General features: G+C 58.0%; 19 protein-coding genes and 1 tRNA gene. 17 read left to right on the top strand and 3 right to left on the bottom strand.

The window, feature by feature from the left end:
* Positions 1–9: 9 nt before the first annotated feature.
* A complete protein-coding gene (locus FJ145_18250; protein MBM4263359.1) occupies positions 10–1,083 on the top strand; it encodes a hypothetical protein in 1,074 nt (357 codons plus the stop codon).
* Between the two features lie 260 nt (positions 1,084–1,343).
* Entirely contained in the window at positions 1,344–2,012 is a 669-nt protein-coding gene (locus FJ145_18245; GenBank protein MBM4263358.1) for a tetratricopeptide repeat protein, read from the top strand.
* A gap of 259 nt (positions 2,013–2,271) precedes the next feature.
* On the opposite strand, the gene FJ145_18240 is transcribed toward FJ145_18245, so the two are convergent.
* Positions 2,272–2,358: transfer RNA gene (locus FJ145_18240), tRNA-Leu, on the bottom strand.
* A gap of 86 nt (positions 2,359–2,444) precedes the next feature.
* Between FJ145_18240 and FJ145_18235 the strand changes: the two genes are divergently transcribed.
* The 13 genes from FJ145_18235 to FJ145_18175 all read left to right on the top strand — a co-directional run bounded on the left by FJ145_18235 (position 2,445) and on the right by FJ145_18175 (position 17,517).
* Positions 2,445–2,942 carry a hypothetical protein gene (locus FJ145_18235; protein ID MBM4263357.1) on the top strand — a complete coding sequence of 166 codons (498 nt, stop codon included), beginning with the start codon at positions 2,445–2,447 and terminating at the stop codon, positions 2,940–2,942.
* A 30-nt stretch (positions 2,943–2,972) separates the two neighbouring features.
* Positions 2,973–5,720 carry a valine--tRNA ligase gene (locus FJ145_18230; GenBank protein ID MBM4263356.1) on the top strand — a complete coding sequence of 916 codons (2,748 nt, stop codon included), beginning with the start codon at positions 2,973–2,975 and terminating at the stop codon, positions 5,718–5,720.
* Positions 5,721–5,725: 5 nt separating this feature from the next.
* A complete protein-coding gene (gene nadC / locus FJ145_18225; protein ID MBM4263355.1) occupies positions 5,726–6,574 on the top strand; it encodes a carboxylating nicotinate-nucleotide diphosphorylase in 849 nt (282 codons plus the stop codon).
* Positions 6,575–6,674: 100 nt separating this feature from the next.
* Positions 6,675–7,475, top strand: coding sequence for a biotin--[acetyl-CoA-carboxylase] ligase (locus FJ145_18220; protein MBM4263354.1), 801 nt, complete (start codon positions 6,675–6,677; stop codon positions 7,473–7,475).
* 5 nt (positions 7,476–7,480) lie between these two features.
* A complete protein-coding gene (locus FJ145_18215) occupies positions 7,481–8,275 on the top strand; it encodes a type III pantothenate kinase (protein ID MBM4263353.1) in 795 nt (264 codons plus the stop codon).
* 29 nt (positions 8,276–8,304) lie between these two features.
* Entirely contained in the window at positions 8,305–10,392 is a 2,088-nt protein-coding gene (gene fusA / locus FJ145_18210; protein MBM4263352.1) for an elongation factor G, read from the top strand.
* A gap of 320 nt (positions 10,393–10,712) precedes the next feature.
* A complete protein-coding gene (locus FJ145_18205; protein ID MBM4263351.1) occupies positions 10,713–11,744 on the top strand; it encodes an amidohydrolase in 1,032 nt (343 codons plus the stop codon).
* Positions 11,745–11,871: 127 nt separating this feature from the next.
* Positions 11,872–12,897: an amidohydrolase gene (locus FJ145_18200; protein ID MBM4263350.1), complete on the top strand. Its 1,026-nt coding sequence runs from the start codon at positions 11,872–11,874 to the stop codon at positions 12,895–12,897.
* Positions 12,894–14,498: a gamma-glutamyltransferase gene (gene ggt, locus FJ145_18195; GenBank protein ID MBM4263349.1), complete on the top strand. Its 1,605-nt coding sequence runs from the start codon at positions 12,894–12,896 to the stop codon at positions 14,496–14,498. Before FJ145_18200 ends, ggt begins: the two co-directional genes overlap by 4 nt.
* A gap of 76 nt (positions 14,499–14,574) precedes the next feature.
* The gene (locus FJ145_18190; protein ID MBM4263348.1) at positions 14,575–15,099 is read left to right on the top strand and encodes a hypothetical protein; all 525 of its coding nucleotides are present in this window, start codon (positions 14,575–14,577) and stop codon (positions 15,097–15,099) included.
* Positions 15,100–15,104: 5 nt separating this feature from the next.
* Positions 15,105–16,181, top strand: coding sequence for an LLM class flavin-dependent oxidoreductase (locus FJ145_18185; GenBank protein MBM4263347.1), 1,077 nt, complete (start codon positions 15,105–15,107; stop codon positions 16,179–16,181).
* 90 nt (positions 16,182–16,271) lie between these two features.
* The gene (locus FJ145_18180; GenBank protein ID MBM4263346.1) at positions 16,272–16,619 is read left to right on the top strand and encodes a 4a-hydroxytetrahydrobiopterin dehydratase; all 348 of its coding nucleotides are present in this window, start codon (positions 16,272–16,274) and stop codon (positions 16,617–16,619) included.
* Positions 16,620–17,049: 430 nt separating this feature from the next.
* Positions 17,050–17,517 carry a hypothetical protein gene (locus tag FJ145_18175; GenBank protein MBM4263345.1) on the top strand — a complete coding sequence of 156 codons (468 nt, stop codon included), beginning with the start codon at positions 17,050–17,052 and terminating at the stop codon, positions 17,515–17,517.
* Here the strand turns inward: FJ145_18175 and FJ145_18170 are convergent.
* Complete coding sequence (locus FJ145_18170) at positions 17,514–18,269, bottom strand: ribonuclease Z (GenBank protein ID MBM4263344.1); 756 nt, start codon at positions 18,267–18,269, stop codon at positions 17,514–17,516. The two genes, FJ145_18175 and FJ145_18170, sit on opposite strands and share 4 nt — an antisense overlap.
* 199 nt (positions 18,270–18,468) lie before the next feature.
* On the opposite strand from FJ145_18170, the gene FJ145_18165 reads away from it, so the two are divergent.
* Together FJ145_18165 and FJ145_18160 are read left to right on the top strand one after the other, a co-directional pair.
* Positions 18,469–18,648 carry a hypothetical protein gene (locus FJ145_18165; protein ID MBM4263343.1) on the top strand — a complete coding sequence of 60 codons (180 nt, stop codon included), beginning with the start codon at positions 18,469–18,471 and terminating at the stop codon, positions 18,646–18,648.
* 39 nt (positions 18,649–18,687) lie between these two features.
* Positions 18,688–19,710, top strand: coding sequence for a hypothetical protein (locus tag FJ145_18160; GenBank protein ID MBM4263342.1), 1,023 nt, complete (start codon positions 18,688–18,690; stop codon positions 19,708–19,710).
* A gap of 7 nt (positions 19,711–19,717) precedes the next feature.
* On the opposite strand, the gene FJ145_18155 is transcribed toward FJ145_18160, so the two are convergent.
* On the bottom strand, positions 19,718–20,523 hold an 806-nt coding region (locus tag FJ145_18155; protein MBM4263341.1), incomplete at its 5' end, for a glutathionylspermidine synthase family protein.

Genomic DNA, 20,523 nt, shown 5'->3' with positions numbered 1-20,523 from the left:
GGCTCCATCATGGCAACCATCGATTCCGATGCACACGTCGTCGAAAGTGAACGCACTTGGGACTATATGGAGAAGGCCGATCAGAAATACCGGCCGGTGATCGTCAAACCGCGCGGCGAAGGCAAGGGCGAGTTTTGGTTCATCGACGGAAAAATTCGCGGTCTTGTGCGCGTGGTCATGACCGCGCAGGAAATGGACGACGTGGCGCGCCGCACGGGTCGCGTGATGGGCACCTCGCAAGAGACCCGCGAGATGGAAAATGTCGCGGCACGGGTCAAACACATGGATGAGCTCGGCATCGACATCCAGGTGATTTACCCGACCATGTTCATCGAGCAAATCAGTGACAAACCGGCCTGGGAGATTGCCATCAGCAAGGGCTACAATCGTTGGCTCGCCGATATTTGGAAACAGGGCGCCGGGCGTCTGCGCTGGATTTGTGTCTTGCCGCTGCTCGATATGAAGGCATCTCTGGAAGAGCTCAACTTCTGCAAACAGAACGGTGCCGTCGGCGTTTTCATGCGCGGCATCGAGGGCACGCGCATGATCAGCGACCCTTATTTCTATCCGCTCTATGACGAGGTATGCCGCCTGGGCATGATGGTCGGCGTCCACGTCGGCAATGGCAGCCCGGCCAACGCCGACATGGTGTCCCAATACAACGGCGGCGGCAGCTTCTGGAAGTTTCGCATTCCGGTGATCGGCGCATTTCATTCGATCATCATGGGCGAAGTGCCGATCCAGTTCCCCAAGCTGCGTTTTCACTGGGCTGAAGCAGCGGCCAATTGGATCCCGTACGTCGTCAAAGACTTGCAGCGCCGTTGGGGAACCCAGGGCAAGGAGCTGCCCGCCAACCCGATGAAAGAATATCGCCAGTTCGTCACTTGCCAAACCGACGATGATGTCGACTACATCTTGAAATACTCCGGCGAAGACAACATCACAATCGGCACCGACTATGGTCACAATGATCAGTCGACGGAAATCTTGGCGCTGCGTAATCTCAGAACTAGCGGCATGATCACTGAAGGGCAATATCAAAAGATCGTCGACGACAACCCGAGGTGTCTGTTCGCGCTGTAGCACAAACCAACCCTTGGGAAAGTTGTCTACTGCTCTCATTCGCTGTTCAGGCAGGATTTCTTGTCAAGAAAGTTGAAAAACGACGTCAACTCCGGGGGCGCATGCCGCAACTCGGGTGCAGCTGCCCTGTCTCAGTCGGCGTTCTGAGCGATTTCCAATCCAACACCCAACCGGTTTGAGTTATTTAGTAGGGGAGAGCGCAATTTCGCATTTTAGAGTCGCTTTGGTCCCTGGTATCGGCGTTGCTCTTACCGGAGACCATGAATAACGACGAAAAGAAAAACTTACCTTCATCGACCGATACGCCGACCCAGCACACTGAGAAGATGCTGCTCGAGCGTTTGCAAAAGAGCTCGACACCGGACGAGTACTTTCGCTGGATGTTGTTTGTTGTAGGTTATTATCGCGGCATGGATCGGCTCAATGCCGCCAAAGCCTTGTTGCAACGCTTTGTCGGGACCAGTGAGAACGGCGAGCACAAAGTCCACTGCTTTCTTGCGCTCGGTCAGATCGCCACTGACGAGAAAGATCTAGAGCACGCTGTCAAACATTTTAACGCCGCGCTGGCGCTGGAACCGACGACCAGCAAGATCAAATACGTGCTGCTCAATAATATAGGTTTCTGTTTGAATTCGTTGGGTCGCTACCCAGAAGGCGAACGCCACTGCCGAAAGGCTCTGGAGCTCGATTGGTCGCGCGCCAGCGCCTACCGCAACCTGGGCATTAGTCTCATGGGACAGAGTAACCCATTGGGTGCGGCGTGGGCTTTGACCGAATCGGCCAAAGCGGAACCCACCGATGAGCGGGCGCGCGGCATTCTGAAAAAGCTGCTCGGCGAAAATCCCTGGCTCGCCATCCGCTGTCCGTGGGCGCTCGATGCCTTCGAGGCCGGCGTAGCCGCAACCTCGGTGTCCGAATCCAGCATGTAACGGCACCAGCAGGGACCGCGTTCGGGGATTGCCGGGCACGGCCCTGCTATTTTGTTCTACTCTTCTTTAGCTAACTAACCCACTCATATTCTATCTTGCTTGGCACTTGCGCCCCCGCGCCGGCTTGCGCCGGCACGTATCCGCAGGTTTGATCTCGCGTCTTGACTAGGACGGTCGTCACCAGCTTCGGCGGCTAGTTTTGAGAATCGCCCAAAGAGAATAGAGAATCTTCGACTTGTGTGCTAAAAAGCAGGTGATTTGGTGCGAAAGAGGGGAGTTGAACCCCTACGGGTGTTACCCCACAGGATCCTGAGTCCTGCGCGTCTGCCAATTCCGCCACTTTCGCTCAAACATGGGTCTCACAATTGCCGGATTCTTTGTAACTTGGGGTTCAGGGCGTTGTCAAGATAAACGCCAATTTAACGGGTGCCTATGAGCAGAATCTTGGTGATAGAACCGCAGCGCATGCTGCGGCATGCGTTGCTTGCGGCGCTGGCGCCGGAACATGACGTGAAATCGATTGCCCGGCTCGACAATAAAATTGCTGCAGCAGAGTTTGACGCGCTAGTTGTCGATCTTGCGGCGTTGCAGGAAACCGGTGCCCTAACCGAAGAAACTCTAGAAGCGCTGCGCAGTGCGTCGCTGCCCATGGTGTTGATCGATGGCGTCGAAGGGGTCCCAATGGCTGAGCGTGCTGGACTGGCGCGCTTGCAGGCGCCGATCGGTAGAGATGGCTTGAAAACGGCTCTGCGCCAATGTTTTAGCAGCGAGACTGGCGCCGCAGTGGAAGCGCCGGAAACGGAACGGCCGAAGCGCGGGGCACGCCCAGTGCCGACTAAGAAGCAGAAAGCCGAGGCGCCGCTGGCGCCGCTTGTGGAAGATCAGCCGGCAGGGGTCATCGAGCTCACCGAGATCGTCGAGGAAGATTAGTTTGATTAAAGGAAGAATATAAATTAGGCCATGCAACTCGCCAAAGCCTATTCGCACAAAGAGATCGAGAGCAAGTGGTACGCTAGCTGGACCGAGGCCGGTTTGTTCGCCCCCGCCGGCAGCGGTGCCAAGAGCTTTTCCATCGTCATTCCGCCGCCCAATGTGACCGGCTCGCTGCACATGGGCCATGCGCTGAACAATACGCTGCAGGACATTCTCTGCCGCTATCAGCGCATGGACGGCGCCTGGGTGCTTTGGGTGCCGGGCACCGATCACGCTGGCATAGCGACGCAAAACGTCGTCGAGCGACAGCTGGCGCAAAAAGGCGTGTCCCGCGCCGAATTGGGCCGCGAGCAATTCATCGAGCGGGTTTGGCAGTGGAAGCAAGAGGCCGGCAACACGATTCTCCATCAACTAAAAGCTCTCGGCGTTTCCTGTGATTGGCAGCATGAGCGGTTTACCATGGACGAAGGGCTGTCGCGCGCCGTGCGCGAGGCGTTCGTGCGGCTGTGGGATGACAAACTGCTCTACCGTGCCGAGCGGCTGATCAATTGGTGCCCGCGCTGCAAGACTGCGCTTGCCGACATTGAAGTGGTGCACGAGGACCGCGACGGCAGCCTCTGGCAGATTCGCTATCCGCTGGCCGACGATCCAAACCAAGCGCTAATCGTCGCGACCACACGGCCGGAAACCATGTTGGGCGACACGGCAGTCGCCGTCCATCCGGAAGACGAGCGCTATCGTGGATTAGCCGGTAAAAAAATTCGCTTGCCGATCACCGGCCGAGTCGTGCCGTTGCTCGCGGACGCCTACGTCGATAAAGAGTTCGGCACCGGCGCCCTCAAGATCACGCCGGGGCATGATTTCAACGACTTCGAAATCGGTGCGCGCTTTGGCCTCGACAAGATCAGCATCTTCGATGCCGATGGCAAGATCGACGCTGCGGCTTTCACCGCGCGCGGCGAACAGGGCGATTGGATCGCGCGCTACCGCGGCAAGAACCCGGTCGAAGCGCGCAAACTGATCGTCGAAGAGCTCAAAGAAAAAGGCTTTCTTGAAAAAGCCGAGCCGCATCGCCACGCGGTGGGCCATTGTTATCGCTGCAATACCGTCATCGAGCCCTATCTGACGCCGCAATGGTTCGTCGACATCAAGCCATTGGCCGAGCCGGCGCTGCAGGTGGTGCGCGACGGGCGCATTCGCATCATTCCCGAAGGTTGGGCCAATTCCTATTTCGCCTGGATGGAGAACATCAAAGACTGGTGTATTTCGCGGCAGATCTGGTGGGGCCACCAGATTCCCGCCTGGTATTGCCGGCGCTGCGACGGCGCAAACATCATCCAGGGCGCTGGCGGCGAGTACATCCTCGCGAAGGATGCCAAACCGATCGTCGCGCGCGAAGCGCCGAAGAGCTGCCCGCACTGCGGCGGCGGCGAGTTGCTGCAAGACCCCGACGTGCTCGACACCTGGTTTTCCTCGGGACTCTGGCCTTTTTCGACGCTGGGTTGGCCGGACCAGACCGACGATCTGAAAAACTTCTATCCGACCTCAACCCTGGTCACCGGTTTTGATATTCTGTTTTTCTGGGTGGCGCGCATGATCATGATGGGGCTCAAGTTCATGGACGACGTGCCGTTCCGAGATGTTTATATTCATGCTCTGGTGCGCGACGAACATGGCCAGAAAATGTCGAAGTCGAAGGGCAACGTCATCGATCCTTTGGACATCATGGCCAAGTACGGCACCGATGCGTTTCGCTTCACTCTGGCGGCGATGGCGGCCATGGGACGCGATATCAAGTTGGCCGAAGAGCGCATTTCCGGCTATCAGAATTTCGTCAACAAGCTTTGGAACGCCGCGCGCTTTGTCCAGATGAATCTCGACGAGAGTCATGGCGCCAATGGCGCCAGCGGGCTCGCAAGCGACGATCTGTCGCTGGCCGACCGCTGGATCCGTTCGCGCTTGGCGGCGACGATTCGCGAAGCGCGCGAGGCGGTGGAAAGCTATCGCTTCAACGATTTTGCCAACTTGCTCTATCAGTTCACCTGGCATGAGTTCTGTGACTGGTACATCGAGATGAGCAAGCTCTCGCTCAACGGCACCCTCGGCGGAGATCCCGATAAGAGCCGGCGTTTGTTGCTCGAGCTGCTCGATCAGATCCTGCTGCTGCTGCACCCGATCATGCCCTTTGTCACTGAGGAGATCTGGCAAACCCTGGGCGAGAAGCGCCCGAGCATCATGATCCAACGTTATCCGAGCGCGACGGCCGCCTGGAGCGACGCTGAATGCGAGAAGCAGATGGAGTCTCTGATGGGTGTCGTGCGGGCGATTCGTAACCTGCGCACCGAGATGAATTGCCCGCCGGGCAAAGAAGTCAAGGTGATCTTCTACGGCCAAGAGGCGGAGCTTGTTTTTCTGCGCGGGCAGCAGCCCTATCTGCGTTCCCTGGCTCGGGTGGGTTCGGCTGATTATCTTGCCAGCGGCGAGCGGCCCAAGGGCGCGGCCACGGCAGTCGTCGGGGCGACGGAAATTTATTTGCCGCTCGACGATCTGGTCAATTTGGACGAGGAAAAGGCGCGCCTGAGCAAAGAAGTCGGCAAAATCGAGGGCGAGCTCGTGCGGGTCGAAAAGAAACTCGCCAATAACGATTTTCTTGCCAAAGCCAAGGAAGATGTCATTCAAAAAGAGCGCGACAAGATGAACGAATATCAGGAGAAGCTGCGCGCGCTCAAAGGCAGCTTGGAAAAGATTCACGAAATCCAAGCCGGAAGGAGCTAACGGACATGGATATTCTAGTCAGCCCGCAAATCGAGCGCTTGATCCGCGACGCGTTGGACGAAGACATCGGCGCCGGCGACTTGGCGACGATGGCGACCATCGCCGCCGACGCCCAAGGCAAGGGATTGTTTCGCGCCAAGAAAGACGGGGTCGTTGCCGGTCTGGTGCTGCTCGAGCGGATTTTTTATTTCATCGACCCGAAGGTGCAGATCCACCACTTCGTCAAGGACGGCGCGTCGGTGACCGCCGCAACGGTGGCCGCAGAGGCCGTCGGCCCGGTGCGCGCGCTGCTCCTCGGCGAGCGCACGGCGCTGAATTTTTTGCAGCAGCTATCCGGCACGGCGACGCTGACGAAAAAACTTGTCGATGCAGTGAAAGACTTTCCGTGCAAGGTGCTCGACACGCGCAAGACCACACCGGGGCTGCGCACGTTGCAGAAATATGCCGTGCGCATGGGCGGCGGCACCAATCATCGCATTGGCCTCTACGATGCCGCCCTGGTCAAAGACAATCACATCGAGGCGACCGGTTCGATTGGCGAAGCGGTGAAAGCGGTGCGGCGCCATGCGCCGTTTATGGCTAAGGTCGAAGTCGAAGCCGGCAGCATGAAACAGGTGCAGGAAGCGATCGAGGCAAGCGCCGACGTGATCATGCTCGATAACATGACGTTGCCGCAAATGGCCGAGGCGGTAAATTTCGTCAACAAGCGCGCCTGGGTCGAGGCCTCCGGCGGTATCACGTTGGAATCGATCCGCCAGGTCGCCGAGACCGGCGTCGATTTTATTTCCTCCGGCGCATTGACCCACTCCGCTCCCGTGGTGGACTTCAACATGAAGATTACGATGAATGTGTAAGGATCGGACTCACCACGAAGACACGAAGGAGGCGAAGTTAAGAGGAAATCGAGAAAGTCTCATTCCGGACTTCGTGTCCTTCGTACCTTCGTGGTGAAACATGCCAGACTCATCATTACAACTCTCGCGCATTCAAGCCGGCCTCGTCACAACGCGCCTCGGCGCAAACCTCCATCATCTCTTAGAAACCGACTCTACCAACAAAGTCGCCCGTCAGCTGGCTGAAAACGGCGCAGCCGATGGTGAGATCGTCATCGCCGAGCAGCAGAGCGCCGGGCGCGGCCGGCTGGGCCGCAGCTGGGTGTCGCCGCCGTTTGTCAATCTTTACATATCTTTCATTTTGCGCCCGCGACTGGCGCCGGTGGATGCGCCGCAAGTCACCCTCGCCGCGGCGGTGGCGTTGGCCGATGCCGTTGCCGCATTCATTCCAATGCAGCCGACGATCAAGTGGCCCAACGATATTCTGGTCGGCGGCAAGAAGTTGGCGGGCATTCTCACCGAGTCTTCGTGCAGCGCCGAGCGATTGGAATTTGTCATTCTCGGCATCGGGGTGAACCTCAATTTTCCAGTGCGCGCCATGCCCGAGGAAATTCGCCAACGCGCCAGCTCTTTATTGGAATTACGCGGCCAGCCAGTTGACCGCGAATCCTTCATTTGCCGATTGATTCACGACCTCGACAGGTGTTATGGAATTCTCCAGGAGTCGGGTTTTGCCGCCGTTGCCGCGCGTTGGCAGAGCTATTTTGCTTTGCATCGGCGCCTTGTTCGGGTGGAGATGATCGACCAAACCATTGTCGGCCACGCCCAGGGCATCGACCGCGACGGCGCGTTGATCATCGAGCGCGAAAACGGCGCGCGGGAGCGGATTTTGGCCGGCGACGTGATTCCTGTGGAAGATTGAACCGCATGTTGTTAGCCATCGATATCGGTAACACCAACATCGTTCTGGGCCTCTACCAGGGCAACAAACTGGTGAACCACTGGCGGCTCTTGACGGTCGCCGAGCGCACCGCCGACGAGTACGGTGTCATCATCACGCAGCTGGTGCAAAACGCGGCGATTCGGCCCAATCAGATCACTGCCATCGTGGTCTCTTGTGTGGTGCCGCCGATGCTGACGGTCATCCAGGAGCTGGCGCAGAAATTTTTTAAACTGGAGCCGCTCATTGTCGGCCCGGGCATCAAGACCGGTATGCCGATTCTCTACGAGAGCCCCAAAGACGTCGGCGCGGATCGCATCGTCAACGGCATCGCCGCCTACGAAAAGTATCATGACACCTGCATCGTCGTTGATTTTGGCACGGCGACGACCATCGATCTGATTTCCAAAAAAGGCGAGTACGTCGGCGGCGCCATCGCGCCCGGTCTGTCGATTTCGCTCGAAGCGTTGTTTCAACGGGCGTCGAAGCTGCCGCGCATCGAAATTGTCAAGCCCAAGGAGGTTGTCGGACGCAATACCGTGACCTCGATTCAAGCGGGAATCTTTTACGGCTACGTCGGCCTGGTCGACGGCCTGGTGGAGCGCATTCAAAAAGAACATGCCATCGACGCCAAAGTGGTCGCCACCGGCGGCTTGGCGCCGTTGGTCGCGTCGGAATGTTCGACGATCCATGAAGTCGATGAATTTCTGACGCTGGAGGGGCTGAGGCTGATCTATGAAAGGAACTCACTGCAAGAAGTAAAAACGCGAGCGCAAAAATAGATTGATCCTGAAGGAGGGGAATCTCAGTTATGGCTGTAGCGGAGCTCGAAAAACTTCGTAACGTCGGCATTCTGGGTCACGGGGGCGCGGGCAAGACCTCGCTCGGCGAGGCGATGCTGTTTGCGGCGGGGGCGACTCAGCGGCTGGGAAAAGTACAGGACGGCACGTCGGTCTTGGACCACGAGCCCGAAGAGATCAAGCACCATGTTTCGATCTCGTCCGCCTTCCACTCCATCAATTGGAAAAAACATTTATTAAGCCTGGTCGACATGCCAGGCTATGCCGCGTTTCTTGCCGACGCTTTTCATTGTTTGCGTGGCGTCGATGGAGCGGTTTTTGTCCTGAATCCTTCGGTGGGGCTGCGGGTCGAAGCGGAGCGGCTTTGGAATCAAGCCAATGACGACGGCGTGAGCCGAATTATTTTCGTCAACAAAGTCGATCACGAGCAGTCCGGGGTGGTCGAGCGCGTCGATGAGGTACTTAAGAATCTCGAAGCCAAGGGCGTCCATCTGCAAATGCCCATCGGTGCCGAGGCTGAGTTCAAAGGTGTGGTGGACCTCTTGACGATGAAAGCCTTTATCTACGACGGCGACACCGGCAAATTTAGCGAAGCTGACGTTCCTGCTGATCTCAGGGCCGAAGCGGACGACATGCGCCAAAAGATGTTGGAAGCGGTGTCCGAGACCGACGACGCCCTGTTGGAAAAATATCTCGACGGTCAAGAATTGAGCGCTGAAGAAATTAAGAAAGCCATCCGCAAGGCGACCTGCGAACGCACGCTGTTTCCGATCGTTTATGGCTCGGCAGCGCGGCAAATCGGCATTGCCCAGTTGATGGACGCGGCGCTGGACTATTTGCCATCGCCGCTCGACGAAGGAGCCATCGAAGGGACCAACCCGGTCACTCGCGAAACGGAAAAACGGCCGCGTGCCGCCGATGCGCCATTCTCAGCCTACGTGTTCAAGACCATCATCGATCCCTTCGCCGGCAAGCTCTCGGTGCTGAAGATTCTTTCCGGCAAACTGGCCCAGGATGCGCCGATCTATGACTCCAACAAGCAGGTGAAGGAGCGCACTGGCCATCTCTTTCGTTTGGAAGGCAAGAAGCAGGAAGCGATCAAAGACGCGGTGGCCGGTGAGATCGTTGCAGTGGCCAAGTTCAAAGACGTCGCCACCGGCGATACGCTGTGCGATGAGAAGGCGCCGATCCAGTATGCCGCGCCGGTGCATTTTTCGCCGAATATTTCCTTTGCGTTGGAACCCAAAAGCAAAGCTGACGAAGATAAGTTGCCGCAGGGCTTGCACAAGATGATGGAGGAAGACCAAACCATCGAGCTCCATCGCGACGAGGAAACCCGCGACTTCATTCTTTCCGGCATGGGCCAACAGCATGTCGAGGTCATCGTCGAAAAGCTCAAGCGCAAGTACGGCGCCGAAGTCGTGCTCAAAGCGCCGAAGGTGCCCTATAAGGAAACCATTCGCGGTAAGTCGAGCGCCCAAGGCCGTTTGAAGAAGCAGACCGGCGGCCACGGCCAATTTGGCGACACCTGGATAAAAATCGAACCGCTCCCCTCGGGCGCTGGCTTTGAGTTCGTCGACGAGATCGTCGGCGGCGCGATTCCGCGCAACTATATACCTGCGGTGGAAAAGGGCGTGCGCGAGGCGATGACCCATGGCCACTTGGCCGGCTATCCGATGGTGGATGTCAAAGTAACGCTCTATGACGGCTCGTATCATGACGTCGATTCGTCAGATATGGCCTTCAAGATCGCCGCCTCCATGGGCTTTCGCAACGCCGTGGAAAAAGCCAAGCCGGTCTTGCTCGAACCGGTGATGAGCATGGAAGTGACGGTGCCCGACGATTGCATGGGTGACGTGATCGGCGACCTGAACAGCCGGCGCGGCAAAGTGCTCGGCATGGACACCAAGGGGCACACCCAGGTGATCAAATCGAAAGTGCCGATGGCGGAAGTGTTGAAATACGCCCCCGATCTGCGCTCGATCACCAGCGGCCGCGGCGAGTTTCACATGGAGTTTTCCCACTACGAAGAATTGCCGGCGCACTTGGCCGAGAAGGTGATTAAAGAAGCGAAGGCGAGAAAGCAGGCCGAGCACTGAGAATAGCCTCGCGCAAAGGCGCAAAGGTCGCAAAGAAATTCAGTTGGTTCCGAAACTTTGCGGCCTTGGCGTTCTTTGCGCGAAAATATCCGAGTAACCTATGGCGGAGCAGTTTGGCGAATTTAACGCGGCGTTCTCTATTGTGACAAGTGCAAGCGCGCCATGCCGGTGCGCCAGCGCTTGCTGCTGGTATTGCCCGACGGCGAGTTGTACGACTATACCTGCCAGGGGTGCAATAATTCAGTGGGATCGAAAACCGAGAAGGCCGGCAGGCAGCCGCCGGCGCGCGGCACGGGGCCGAGATTAGGAGGACTTTGATTATGGCAGTCATCGACTCAGACGCACATGTTTTGGAGACCGAGCGGACTTGGTCTTATATGTTGGAATCGGAGCGCGCCCTGCGGCCGCGCATTGTGCCGACGCCCAGTGATCCGACTTCGGGCGGGGAATCGTGGCTGATCGATGAAACCTATCTCGGCAAAGCGCGCAACGTCGGCTACGACGACACCACGCGTGAATCGCGCGAAATGGAAGATATCGCGGCGCGCTTGAAACATATGGATGAGTTAAACGTCGACGTCCAGGTGCTCTACCCGACGGTGTTCCTGCGACCGTTTACCAAACGTCCCGATGTCGAGCTTGGCGTGACGCGCAGCTACAATCGCTGGCTGATCGATATCTGGAAAAAAGCGCCCGATCGCCTGCGTTGGGTTGCAGTGCTGCCGTTGTTGTCCATGGACGAAGCTTTGAAAGAGGCGCGCCATGCCAAAGAAAACGGCGCCTGCGGTATTTTTATTCGCGGCCTCGAAGGCGAGAAGCGGCTGCACGATTCCTATTTCTTTCCGCTCTACGAAGAAGCGGGGAAACTCGATCTGCCGATTTGCGTGCATTCGGCGACCGGCAGCTTCGCGGTGCATGACTATTTTGCCGACGAATGCGGCTTCAACCGCTTCAAGCTCGCGGTCGTCGGCTCGTTTCATTCGTTGATCTTTTATAAAATCCCCGAAAAGTTTCCCAAAACGAAATGGGCGTTTATCGAAGTGAGCGCGCAGTGGGTTCCCTACGTCGTTCACGACTACGCGCGCCGCTATGAGCGCGGCGGGACCAAGGTCGACAAGAGCCAGGTGCTGCGCAAAAATAAAATTTGGGTGGCCTGCCAGACTGACGACGACCTGCCGACCGTGTTGCGATACTCCGGCGATGATATGCTGGTGATCGGCACCGACTACGGTCACAACGACACCTCGTCGGAGATTCTCGCGTTGCGCAAACTGAAAGAAGACGGCCAGGTGCCGGCGCCGGTGGTCAATAAGATCCTCGACGACAACGCGCGGGCGCTATACGGCCTGTAAGGGATTTTTCACCGCGAAGACACGAAGTCCACGAGGTGCGGAAATTGTTTTCCCTTTGGCCTAGCTTCGCGTTCTCCATGTCTTCGCGGTGAGTTTCCAGCTACGCAGAGTGACACATTAGGTTTATATGATCATCGACTTCCAAGCGCACGTGTTTCCGGCCGCCTACATCGACGAGATGAAGCGGCTCGATGGCGCCGTCGTGCTCGAAGCGCCCGATCCGCACAGCGGCATGAATTATTTTTACGACAAGCAGTTAAAGTGCCGCATCAATACCGCGACGTTTCAGGGGCAGAATATCGACAAGCGGCTGCAGTTGATGGATCAGCTTGGCATCGATCTTCATGTGCTGACGATTCCGGCGCCCGGCGCCGACCGCTATGGGCGCGACGATGCCATCAAGATGGCGCGGGTGGCCAACGATGCCATCGCGGCGATTGTGCGCCAACATCCCAAGCGCTTTATCGGTTTTTTTACTTTGCCAACGGCGTCGATCAAAGATTCCCTCGATGAATTGGAACGGTCGGTCAACGCGTTGGGACTGCGCGGCTTTGGCTGTTTTGCCAACCTGAACGGCCAGCCCCTCGATCGCGAGGAGTTGTTTCCGATTTACGAACGATTGGTGAAATACAAACTGCCGGTCTACGTGCATCCGACCGCGCCACTGGCGACTGAAGCGGTGGGCATCGACATCATGCCGACCTTGATCTTTGGCTGGGCCTTCGACAGCACGGTGGCGATGACGCGGTTGGTTTACGGCCGCGTGCTGGAGCGCTTTCCGGAAATTAACTGGGTGGTCGCCGACGTCGGCGGCGTGTTGGCGTTTTTCGCGCAACGCGCCATCAATATTTACACCGGGCGCACCGATGAGATTCGCCACAAATACGGCCTAACCGAGAATCCGCTCGATCAATTTCGCCGCTTTTACGTCGACACGGCGGACCATCCGGCATCGACACTGCGCTGCGTCAAAGATTTTTTTACCGCGGATCGCATGGTGCTTGGCACCAACTATCCCTACGGTCCGGAAGAGGGTGCGATCTTGGTCAAGAATAGCCTCAAGGCACTCGACGGCCTCGATCTGAGCGCCACTGACAAAGCGAAAATCCTCGGCGGCAATGCCGCTAAGATTCTCGGAATGGAAGCAGCATGAAATTCACCAAAGCGGCGCGGCCCATCATGATGGGCCAAAACGGCATGGTCTCAGCCGGCCACCACCTGGCCTGCCAAGCCGGCGTCAACGTGCTGCGCGAAGGCGGCAACGCCGTCGATGCCGCGCTGGCGGCGGCGTTCGTGATGGCGATCGTCAAGCCGGAGGCGAGTGGTCCGGGCGGCGATCTGTTTGCCCTGATATACATGCAGAAAAGCGGCGAAGTCGAAGCGATTAACTCCAGCGGCCCAGCGCCGGCCAAGGCGACGATTGACTACTACCGAGAGCGCGGCTTGAAGGCCGTGCCGCAGTCAGGGCCGCTCAGCGTGGCCGTGCCTGGCGCGGTGGACGGCTGGCTGGAGCTGCACAAGAAATACGGCACCAAAGAGCTGGCTTTCCTGATGCGCGATGCGGTGCGCATCGCGCGCGACGGCTTTCCGATTGCGCAGGAATTCGTCGAAGGCATCAACGAATTTGCGCCCGAGTTTCCCGCCGTCGATCGGGTGTATCGCCAGCCCTTCGGCAAACCGAAACCGGGCAATATTCTGATCCAAAAAGGTCTCGCCGATGTCCTGGAAAAAATCGCGCGCCACGGGCGCAGCGGTTTTTATTCCGGCGAAGTGGCCGACAAGATCTGTGCCGCGATCAAAGCGGAGGGTGGCATTCTCACCCAAGAGGACTTGCAGCCATTGGTGGCCCAGTGGAAGGAACCGTTGAGCTCCAGCTATCGCGATACCATGGTCTATGAGCAGCCGCCGGTGTCGCAGGGCTTTATGGTCCTGGAGATGCTCAACATCGTCGAGGCCTGGCCGTTTCACTCAGGCCAGATGTCCCAGGCGGAGATGCTGCACTTTCAAATCGCCGCCAAAAAACTCGCTTTTGAAGATCGCATTCAATACCTCGAAGATCCGGCTTTTGGCGACCCCAAAATTATTCCGCAATTGATTTCTAAGGGACATGCCGCCGAGCGGCGCAAATTAACCGAAGAAATCCTGCGGCAACGCTCCAAGCCCGTCGCCAATCAGAGCAGCGACACGACCTACCTTTGCGCTGCCGATCGTGACGGCAATGCGATCTCATTTATTCAGAGCGTCTTTGCACCCTTCGGTTCGCGCGTCATCGCCGGTGACACCGGCGTGACCATGAACAATCGTTTGTGCAGCTTCGGCCTCGATGCCAGCAAAGCCAACGCGCTCAAGCCCGGCAAGCGGCCGGCGCACACGCTCAATACCTACATGGTGCTGCGCAATGGCCGAGTGCTGATGGTGGGCGGCAGCCCGGGCGCGGACGAGCAGCCGCAAACCAATTTCCAAATCATTCACGACATCGTCGATCTGCAGATGGACCCGCAGAGCGCCGTCGAAGCGCCGCGTTGGAGCCACATGCCCGGCACGCCGCCGCGCGACCAGCTGCCGGAATCGCTGCGCTTGGAAGAAGGCTATTCGGCCACAACTGTCGATGAGCTGCGCCGCCGCGGTCACCCGGTGGCGATTGTCGACCGCTGGTCGTTCGGCAGTGCCAAAATCATCGTGCGCGACGAAGAAAATAGCTGTTGGATGGGAGGGGCGGACCCGCGTCGAGTCGCATACGCGCTGGGTTACTGACCGTATTTGCTAAGTTTGCTCTAGGGCGTGCCGCTTCTTACGACATCAACGACTCAACCGGTGCAATGCTCTGATCATGGAGAATCGGCGCGCGAGCTATTCGTACATCCTGCGTGCGATCGGGCAGTCGCTTGAAGAAAAGCGGATTGTCGATTTCGATCTGTTGGTCATCGAGCGCAATTACGAAGTGCGCAACCGTACCACCCAGAAACCGATCGCGGGCTCAGCGCTGCGCCGCTGGTGGCGCGGCATCTGGGAAGACGACATCGATGAGGCGTTGTATCTTTACACGCCCGTCGACATCGAATGGCTCAACTATCGCGGCGAGGGACAGCGCCGCGTGCCCGATCAAGCGCCGGATTTCGCCAAGCTGTCGACGCGGTTGCGGACCATTGGCGCTTATATCGATCTGCGCCGCATGCGGCTTGCAGGGATGCGCCGCCGCGGCGATCAAGTCACGCTGCGACTTGAAGAGCAGGACGGCACCGAACGCACTGAGGAACATACGATGGAGTCGTTCGAAGGTTATTCACAGTTTCTCCGCACCAAGACTCGTGCCAGCGGGCCATCCATCGATGTCGATTTTGACAAAGGTGAGTAACTGAGCTGCGGCAAGGGGAGAGCACAGTCGTGAAATGCAGTTTATTTACCGAAATCCAATGCCCGCCCGGCACTTCGCCAGCGACGCGGTTAGAAGAGTTCCTGGAGCAAGCCGAGCTTGCCGACCGCCTGGGGTTCCATACCTACTGGCTCGCTGAAATCCACTGCCAGCCGCAGTTCTCACTCTTGTCTGCGCCCTACGTCGTGCTTGGCGCGGCGGCGCAGCGCACCAAGCGGCTGCGCCTGGGCGTGGCGGTGAATACTTTACCGGTGCACCACCCGGTGCAGCTGGCCGAGCAAGCGGCGATGCTCGATTTGGTGAGCGGCGGGCGCATGGAGTTCGCCGCCGGCGGCGGCCATCCGCATAGCCGCGCCTATGAGTGTTTCGGCGGCGATCATCGCTCGACCCACGACGTCATGGTCGAAGGATTGGAAATCATTCGGCGCGGCTGGTCCGAAGAGAAAATTAGCTATGACGGCAAGTTCTTCACGGTTCCCGAAGTGATCGTCAATCCCAAGCCGGTGCAGAAACCGCTGCCGCCGTTTTGGATGGCGACCAGTTCCCTCGACGGGGTCGACGTTGGCGCGCGCCTGGGTGTCAACCTGTTTTTGCCGATTCATACCCGGGCTCCCGATCAAGTGTATGAGTTCGCCGATGCCTACTGGGCGGGCCTGAAGAAATACGGCCACGACCGTAAAGGCAAAGAGTTGGGCCTGCTGGTGCCGATGCATATAGCGAAGACGACGGCTGAAGCCGAAGCGCGCGCCCAGGCGGGCGTGATGAGCTACTTCAAGACTATTCTCGATCTGCGCTTAGACTATACCGATTGGCTGGTGCGCCGGGGCCAAGAGTTGCCAGCGCGTCTGCGCACCGCCGCCGGCAGCGTGGTCGGCTATGACGTCGTCTGCGCCAAGCACGCCGTGATTGGCGATACCGCGTCTTCTGTCGAAAAGATCAAAGAGCTCCAGCAAAGAACTGGGGCGACACAGCTTCTAACCTGGTTCAATATCGGCACCGTGCCCCACGGCCATGTGAAAGAGTCCATGCAGCTGTTTGCCGAAGCCGTGATGCCAAAATTGTAGGGAAGGAAAGCCTCGCGCAAAGCCGCAAAGCTCGCAAAGAGAGAGAATTGACCCAAGCGGTCTGCGCGAGATTTATCCTGGGAGTCGAACATGGAAGAACTGACTGAACAGAAATGTGAAGCCTGTCGGGTTGGCGCACCCTCGGTGACGCCCGGGGAGATGCAAGAGCTGCAACCGAAGATCCCCGAGTGGAAGGTGGTCACCGAAGACAACATCCCTAAGCTCGATCGCCTGTTTAAGTTCAAGAACTTCAAAGACGCCATCGCCTTCACTGACGCCGTCGGCGCGGCCGCCGAAGCAGAGGGCCATCATCCCAGGCTCACCACCGAATGGGGCAAGGTTGCCGTTACCTGGTGGACCCACAAGATCAAGAACCTGCATAAAAACGACTTCATCATGGCGGCCAAAACCGACGCGATTTACAAGCGATTCGCGTAGGTCCGAGACTATAGCTCGTCGCCGGGTGCTGGATGGAGTTTCGGCACAATCCATAGTCTATGAGTTCTTCGTCTCAGCCCTCGACTGCCGACTCGGACCTCGAGGTTGTGGGAGTCATCCCAGCTGCCGGCCGCGGGACGCGCTTGCAGCCGCTCCAATGCAGCAAAGAGATTGTGCCGGTCGGGCAGGTGATCGATTCGCGCACGGGCGTGGCGAGGCCGAAAGTCGCGGTGGAATACCTGCTGGAGAAGTTTCGGCACGCCGGAATTACCCGGACGGTAATAGTCCTTAGGGACGGCAAATGGGACATTCCCGCCTATTTGCAGGAAGGCTGCGATGTCGGCCTGTCATTGGCCTATGTCGTGATTCCGGCTCGCTCGGCCCGCCGGACACGATCGACCGCGCGTATGCCTTCCTGGCCTCCTATCGAGTGGCCTTTGGGTTCCCCGATATCCTCTTTGAGCCGCAAGACGCATTTGCCCGCTTGATCGCACAGCAAGATGCCACCGGTGCAGACGTCGTCTTAGGCTTACAGCAAATCGAACACCGCCATCTGTGGGACATGGTCGATACCGATGGAGACGGCCGCATCCGTGCCATCGTCATGAAGCCGGCGCAGACCGCTTTGTCCCATGGATGGGACTGTGCGGTCTGGACGCCGCGGTTCACCGAGTTTTTGCACCGGTTCTTACAGACCGAGGAGACGCGCCGAAACCTGTCGCGCTGGGCGAACAAAACCAACGATCCCGGCGGCGATTTGGCGGTTGGGGCGGTGTTTCAGGAGGCGCTCAAGGCGGGCCTTATGTTCCAGAGCGTCAAGTTTGCGGAAACCGCTTGCCTCGACGTCGGCACGACGGAGAATCTTGCCAAAGCCGCGCGTGAATTTAGCAAAAGCTAAAACTTGACTGCCAATCTATCTCGGGCCATCACAATCGGGCCTTTGAATATTTCTCCGGCCTGACCCTTCACGTCGTAGCGTTCGGCAATCGGATAAAAGTGTGAGAGTACGAGACGGCCGAGTCCCGCTTCGCTCGCAACGCGTCCGCAATCGCGTGCGTGGAGATGGGCGGGACCTGGTTTGTTGGCTGGCCAAGAACAATCGAGCACGCCAACGTCGGCGTCAGCACAAAGCCGCACGACGTTGTCGCAGTACTGGGTGTCACCCGAGTAGGCAACTGCCTGGCCGCGATAGTCAATACGATAGCCGACCGCATGGAGGTCGGGCACGTGGGTCATCGTTCGCGGCGTGACGGTCGTATCTCCGATGGTGAATCGGCGGTCACCGACTTCTTTGAAAGTGACGCCGAAGGGCGGCGGTGAAAAACTGGGAAAGCTCGTCATGATCGCGCGCATGAGTTTCTTGGTTTCCCGCGGACCGATGATCGTTAGGTCCGGACGAACACCGCCCTGGTGTTTCGCGTAGATCACGGCGTCGAAAAAGAACGTGATGAAGTCAGAAAAATGATCGGCGTGAAAGTGAGAGAAAAGGATGTGCGTAATGTGGTGGTGGTTGACGTCGGTTTTGAGCAAGTTGCTCAACGTGCGCGGTCCGAAGTCCAAGAGCATCAGGTTGTCGGTCTGGAGAAGGTAACCCGCCGCCGCGCGAGTCGGATGCAGGTTGGTGCCCGATCCAAGGATTGTCAATTTCATCTGGCTCCTCCCAAGCGCCTACCAGACATTCATCGCGCGCGCGCCATCGAGGTGAAAAATCGCCGGAGCGCGGGCGATAAACGGCGAAGCGACGTCAGGGTTCTGTTTATAACCGGCTTTTTTCATTGGCAAGTTCGGCAAAAGCGTTGAAAACGGCCTGGCCCGTTGATAGAGAAACGACCCGGGGCGTCTAAGCTACATGGATCGGAGCGCTAATAAAGCAATCCAGGCGGCGAGACTCTTGGCGGCGGTGTTGGTGGTGGCGTGGCTGGCGGCCCATGTCCATGCGGCGACGCCCGACGACGGTTTTTACAAAGGCAAAACCGTTCGGTTGAAGCGAATTCTTCGGCTTCGGCTCAGAATGACAGTGGCGGCATAGTCTTGTCGGTGAGTTCACCAAAAAGGGGCAAAAATCTCCATGCTGAAACGTGTTCTTTTCTTGGTTGTTGCCTTGGCAGGTCTCTTGATCGGTCTCGGCGCAGTGTCTGCCCAGGAGCAGTTCTACCGCGGCAAGATCTTGCGCATCGTCGTCGGCTTTCCGCCGGGCGGCGGCTACGACACCTACTCGCGCTTGATTGCGCGCCACATGGGCAAGCACGTGGCGGGCAACCCGACGATCGTGGTCGAGAACATGAGCGGTGCTGGCAGCATGATTTCGGCGAACCATATTTTTCGTGTTGCCAAGGCCGAGGGTTTGACCGTTGGCCATTTCATCGGCGGTCTGTTTCTGCAGCAGATTTTGGGCAAGCCGGGCATCGAGTTTGACGCCAAGAGGTTCGAATATATTGGCGCGCCGGCGCAGGACAATTTTATTCTCGGTTTGCACAAAAACACCGGCTTCACCAGCATTCAGCAATGGGTGGCGGCGAAGACGGTGGTGAAGTTCGGCGGCGCTGGTTTCGGCGCCGGCACCGACGACCTGACCGCGGTGGCGCGCGACGTCATGGGTCTGCCGATTCAGCTGGTGGCCGGCTACAAAGGCACGGCGGACATCCGCTTGGCGTTCAACAATGGCGAAGTTCTCGGTATCACCAATTCCTGGCAGTCGACGCGCTCCACTTGGCGCAACGAGATGGACAGCGGCATGCTGAATATCGTATTGCAGCTGGCGGGGAAGTCCCATCCTGAATTGACCAAGTATGCCTTGCCCGGCGATCTGATCAAAACTGAAGACGGTCGCAGGATATTCAGCGCCGTCGCGCAGGCCCACGGCGCCTCGGTGCGGCCTTACGTGTTGCCGCCTAACACGCCGAAGGACCGCGTGCAGGCCTTGCGCCGGGCGTTTACTGAGACGATGAAAGACCCGGATTTTCTCGCCGAAGCGCACAAGGGCAACATCGACATCAACCCGCTCAATGGCGAAGAGCTGGAGAAAAGCGTGTTAAATGTCTTGCAGCTCGAAAGCGGCTTGGTGGCGCGGTTGAAGCAGATTTTCAAATAAGCGCGCGTCACTCGAAGAGGTGCGGCACAAAGCAACTCAGATTGTCGGTCACCGGGGTTTTCGACTCGCGGATGCCCAGGCCGGCCGCCGTTCCATCGATGACCCAACTCCCTAAGATCGGAAAGCCGCCGTCTAGGTTCGGCACACGTGCCAGCGCTTGATAGACGAACCCCTCGGCGCCGTAGGGACCTTCCGTCATCTGCTCGTTGACACTTGTCTTGATCGTCAGGTTGGCGCCCTCGCGCGAGAATAACGGTTTCTTGACGTAGTTCGTCATCCTGCGCGGGCCGTCGAAATAGCATTCCAACAGGTTCGGATGGTTGGGAAACAGCTCCCAGAGAATGTGGAGGATGCCCTTGTTGGAAAGCAGCATCTTCCAAATTGGCTCGATCCATTGGGTGAACGGATAGTTGGCGAGCAGCTGGGCGGCAAATTCATCCTTGAGCAGCCACTCCCAAGGGTAGAGCTTAAAGATGCTGCGCAGCGGTTGGTCTTCGATACCGACGAAACAGTTTTGGTCCGGGTCCCAACCGAGGTCGTCGATGCGCATGATCCGCGGCTCGTAGCCCGCCTGGGTCGCCAAGTCCATCAGATACCCCACCGTCATCAGATCTTCGCTGTTTTGCGGATCCCCCGGCTCGAGATAGGTGAAGCAGACCTGCTTAGCTAAATAGGGCTTTAGCTCCGAGCTATGATCAAAGCGTGTGGAAATAGGAAATAGGTAGGCGTACCCTTTCGCGAATCTAAAAACGAAAGGCTGCCTGTTGGCGCAGGCAGGAAAGGATACGCCGATGAGAGAAAAGCACACTGAGG

This window comes from Deltaproteobacteria bacterium (assembly GCA_016874755.1).
Classification (GTDB): Bacteria; Desulfobacterota; Binatia; order UBA9968; family UBA9968; genus DP-20.
The sequence above is the reverse complement of the archived record's forward strand: the minus strand, read 5'-3'. Positions and strand labels throughout refer to the sequence as shown.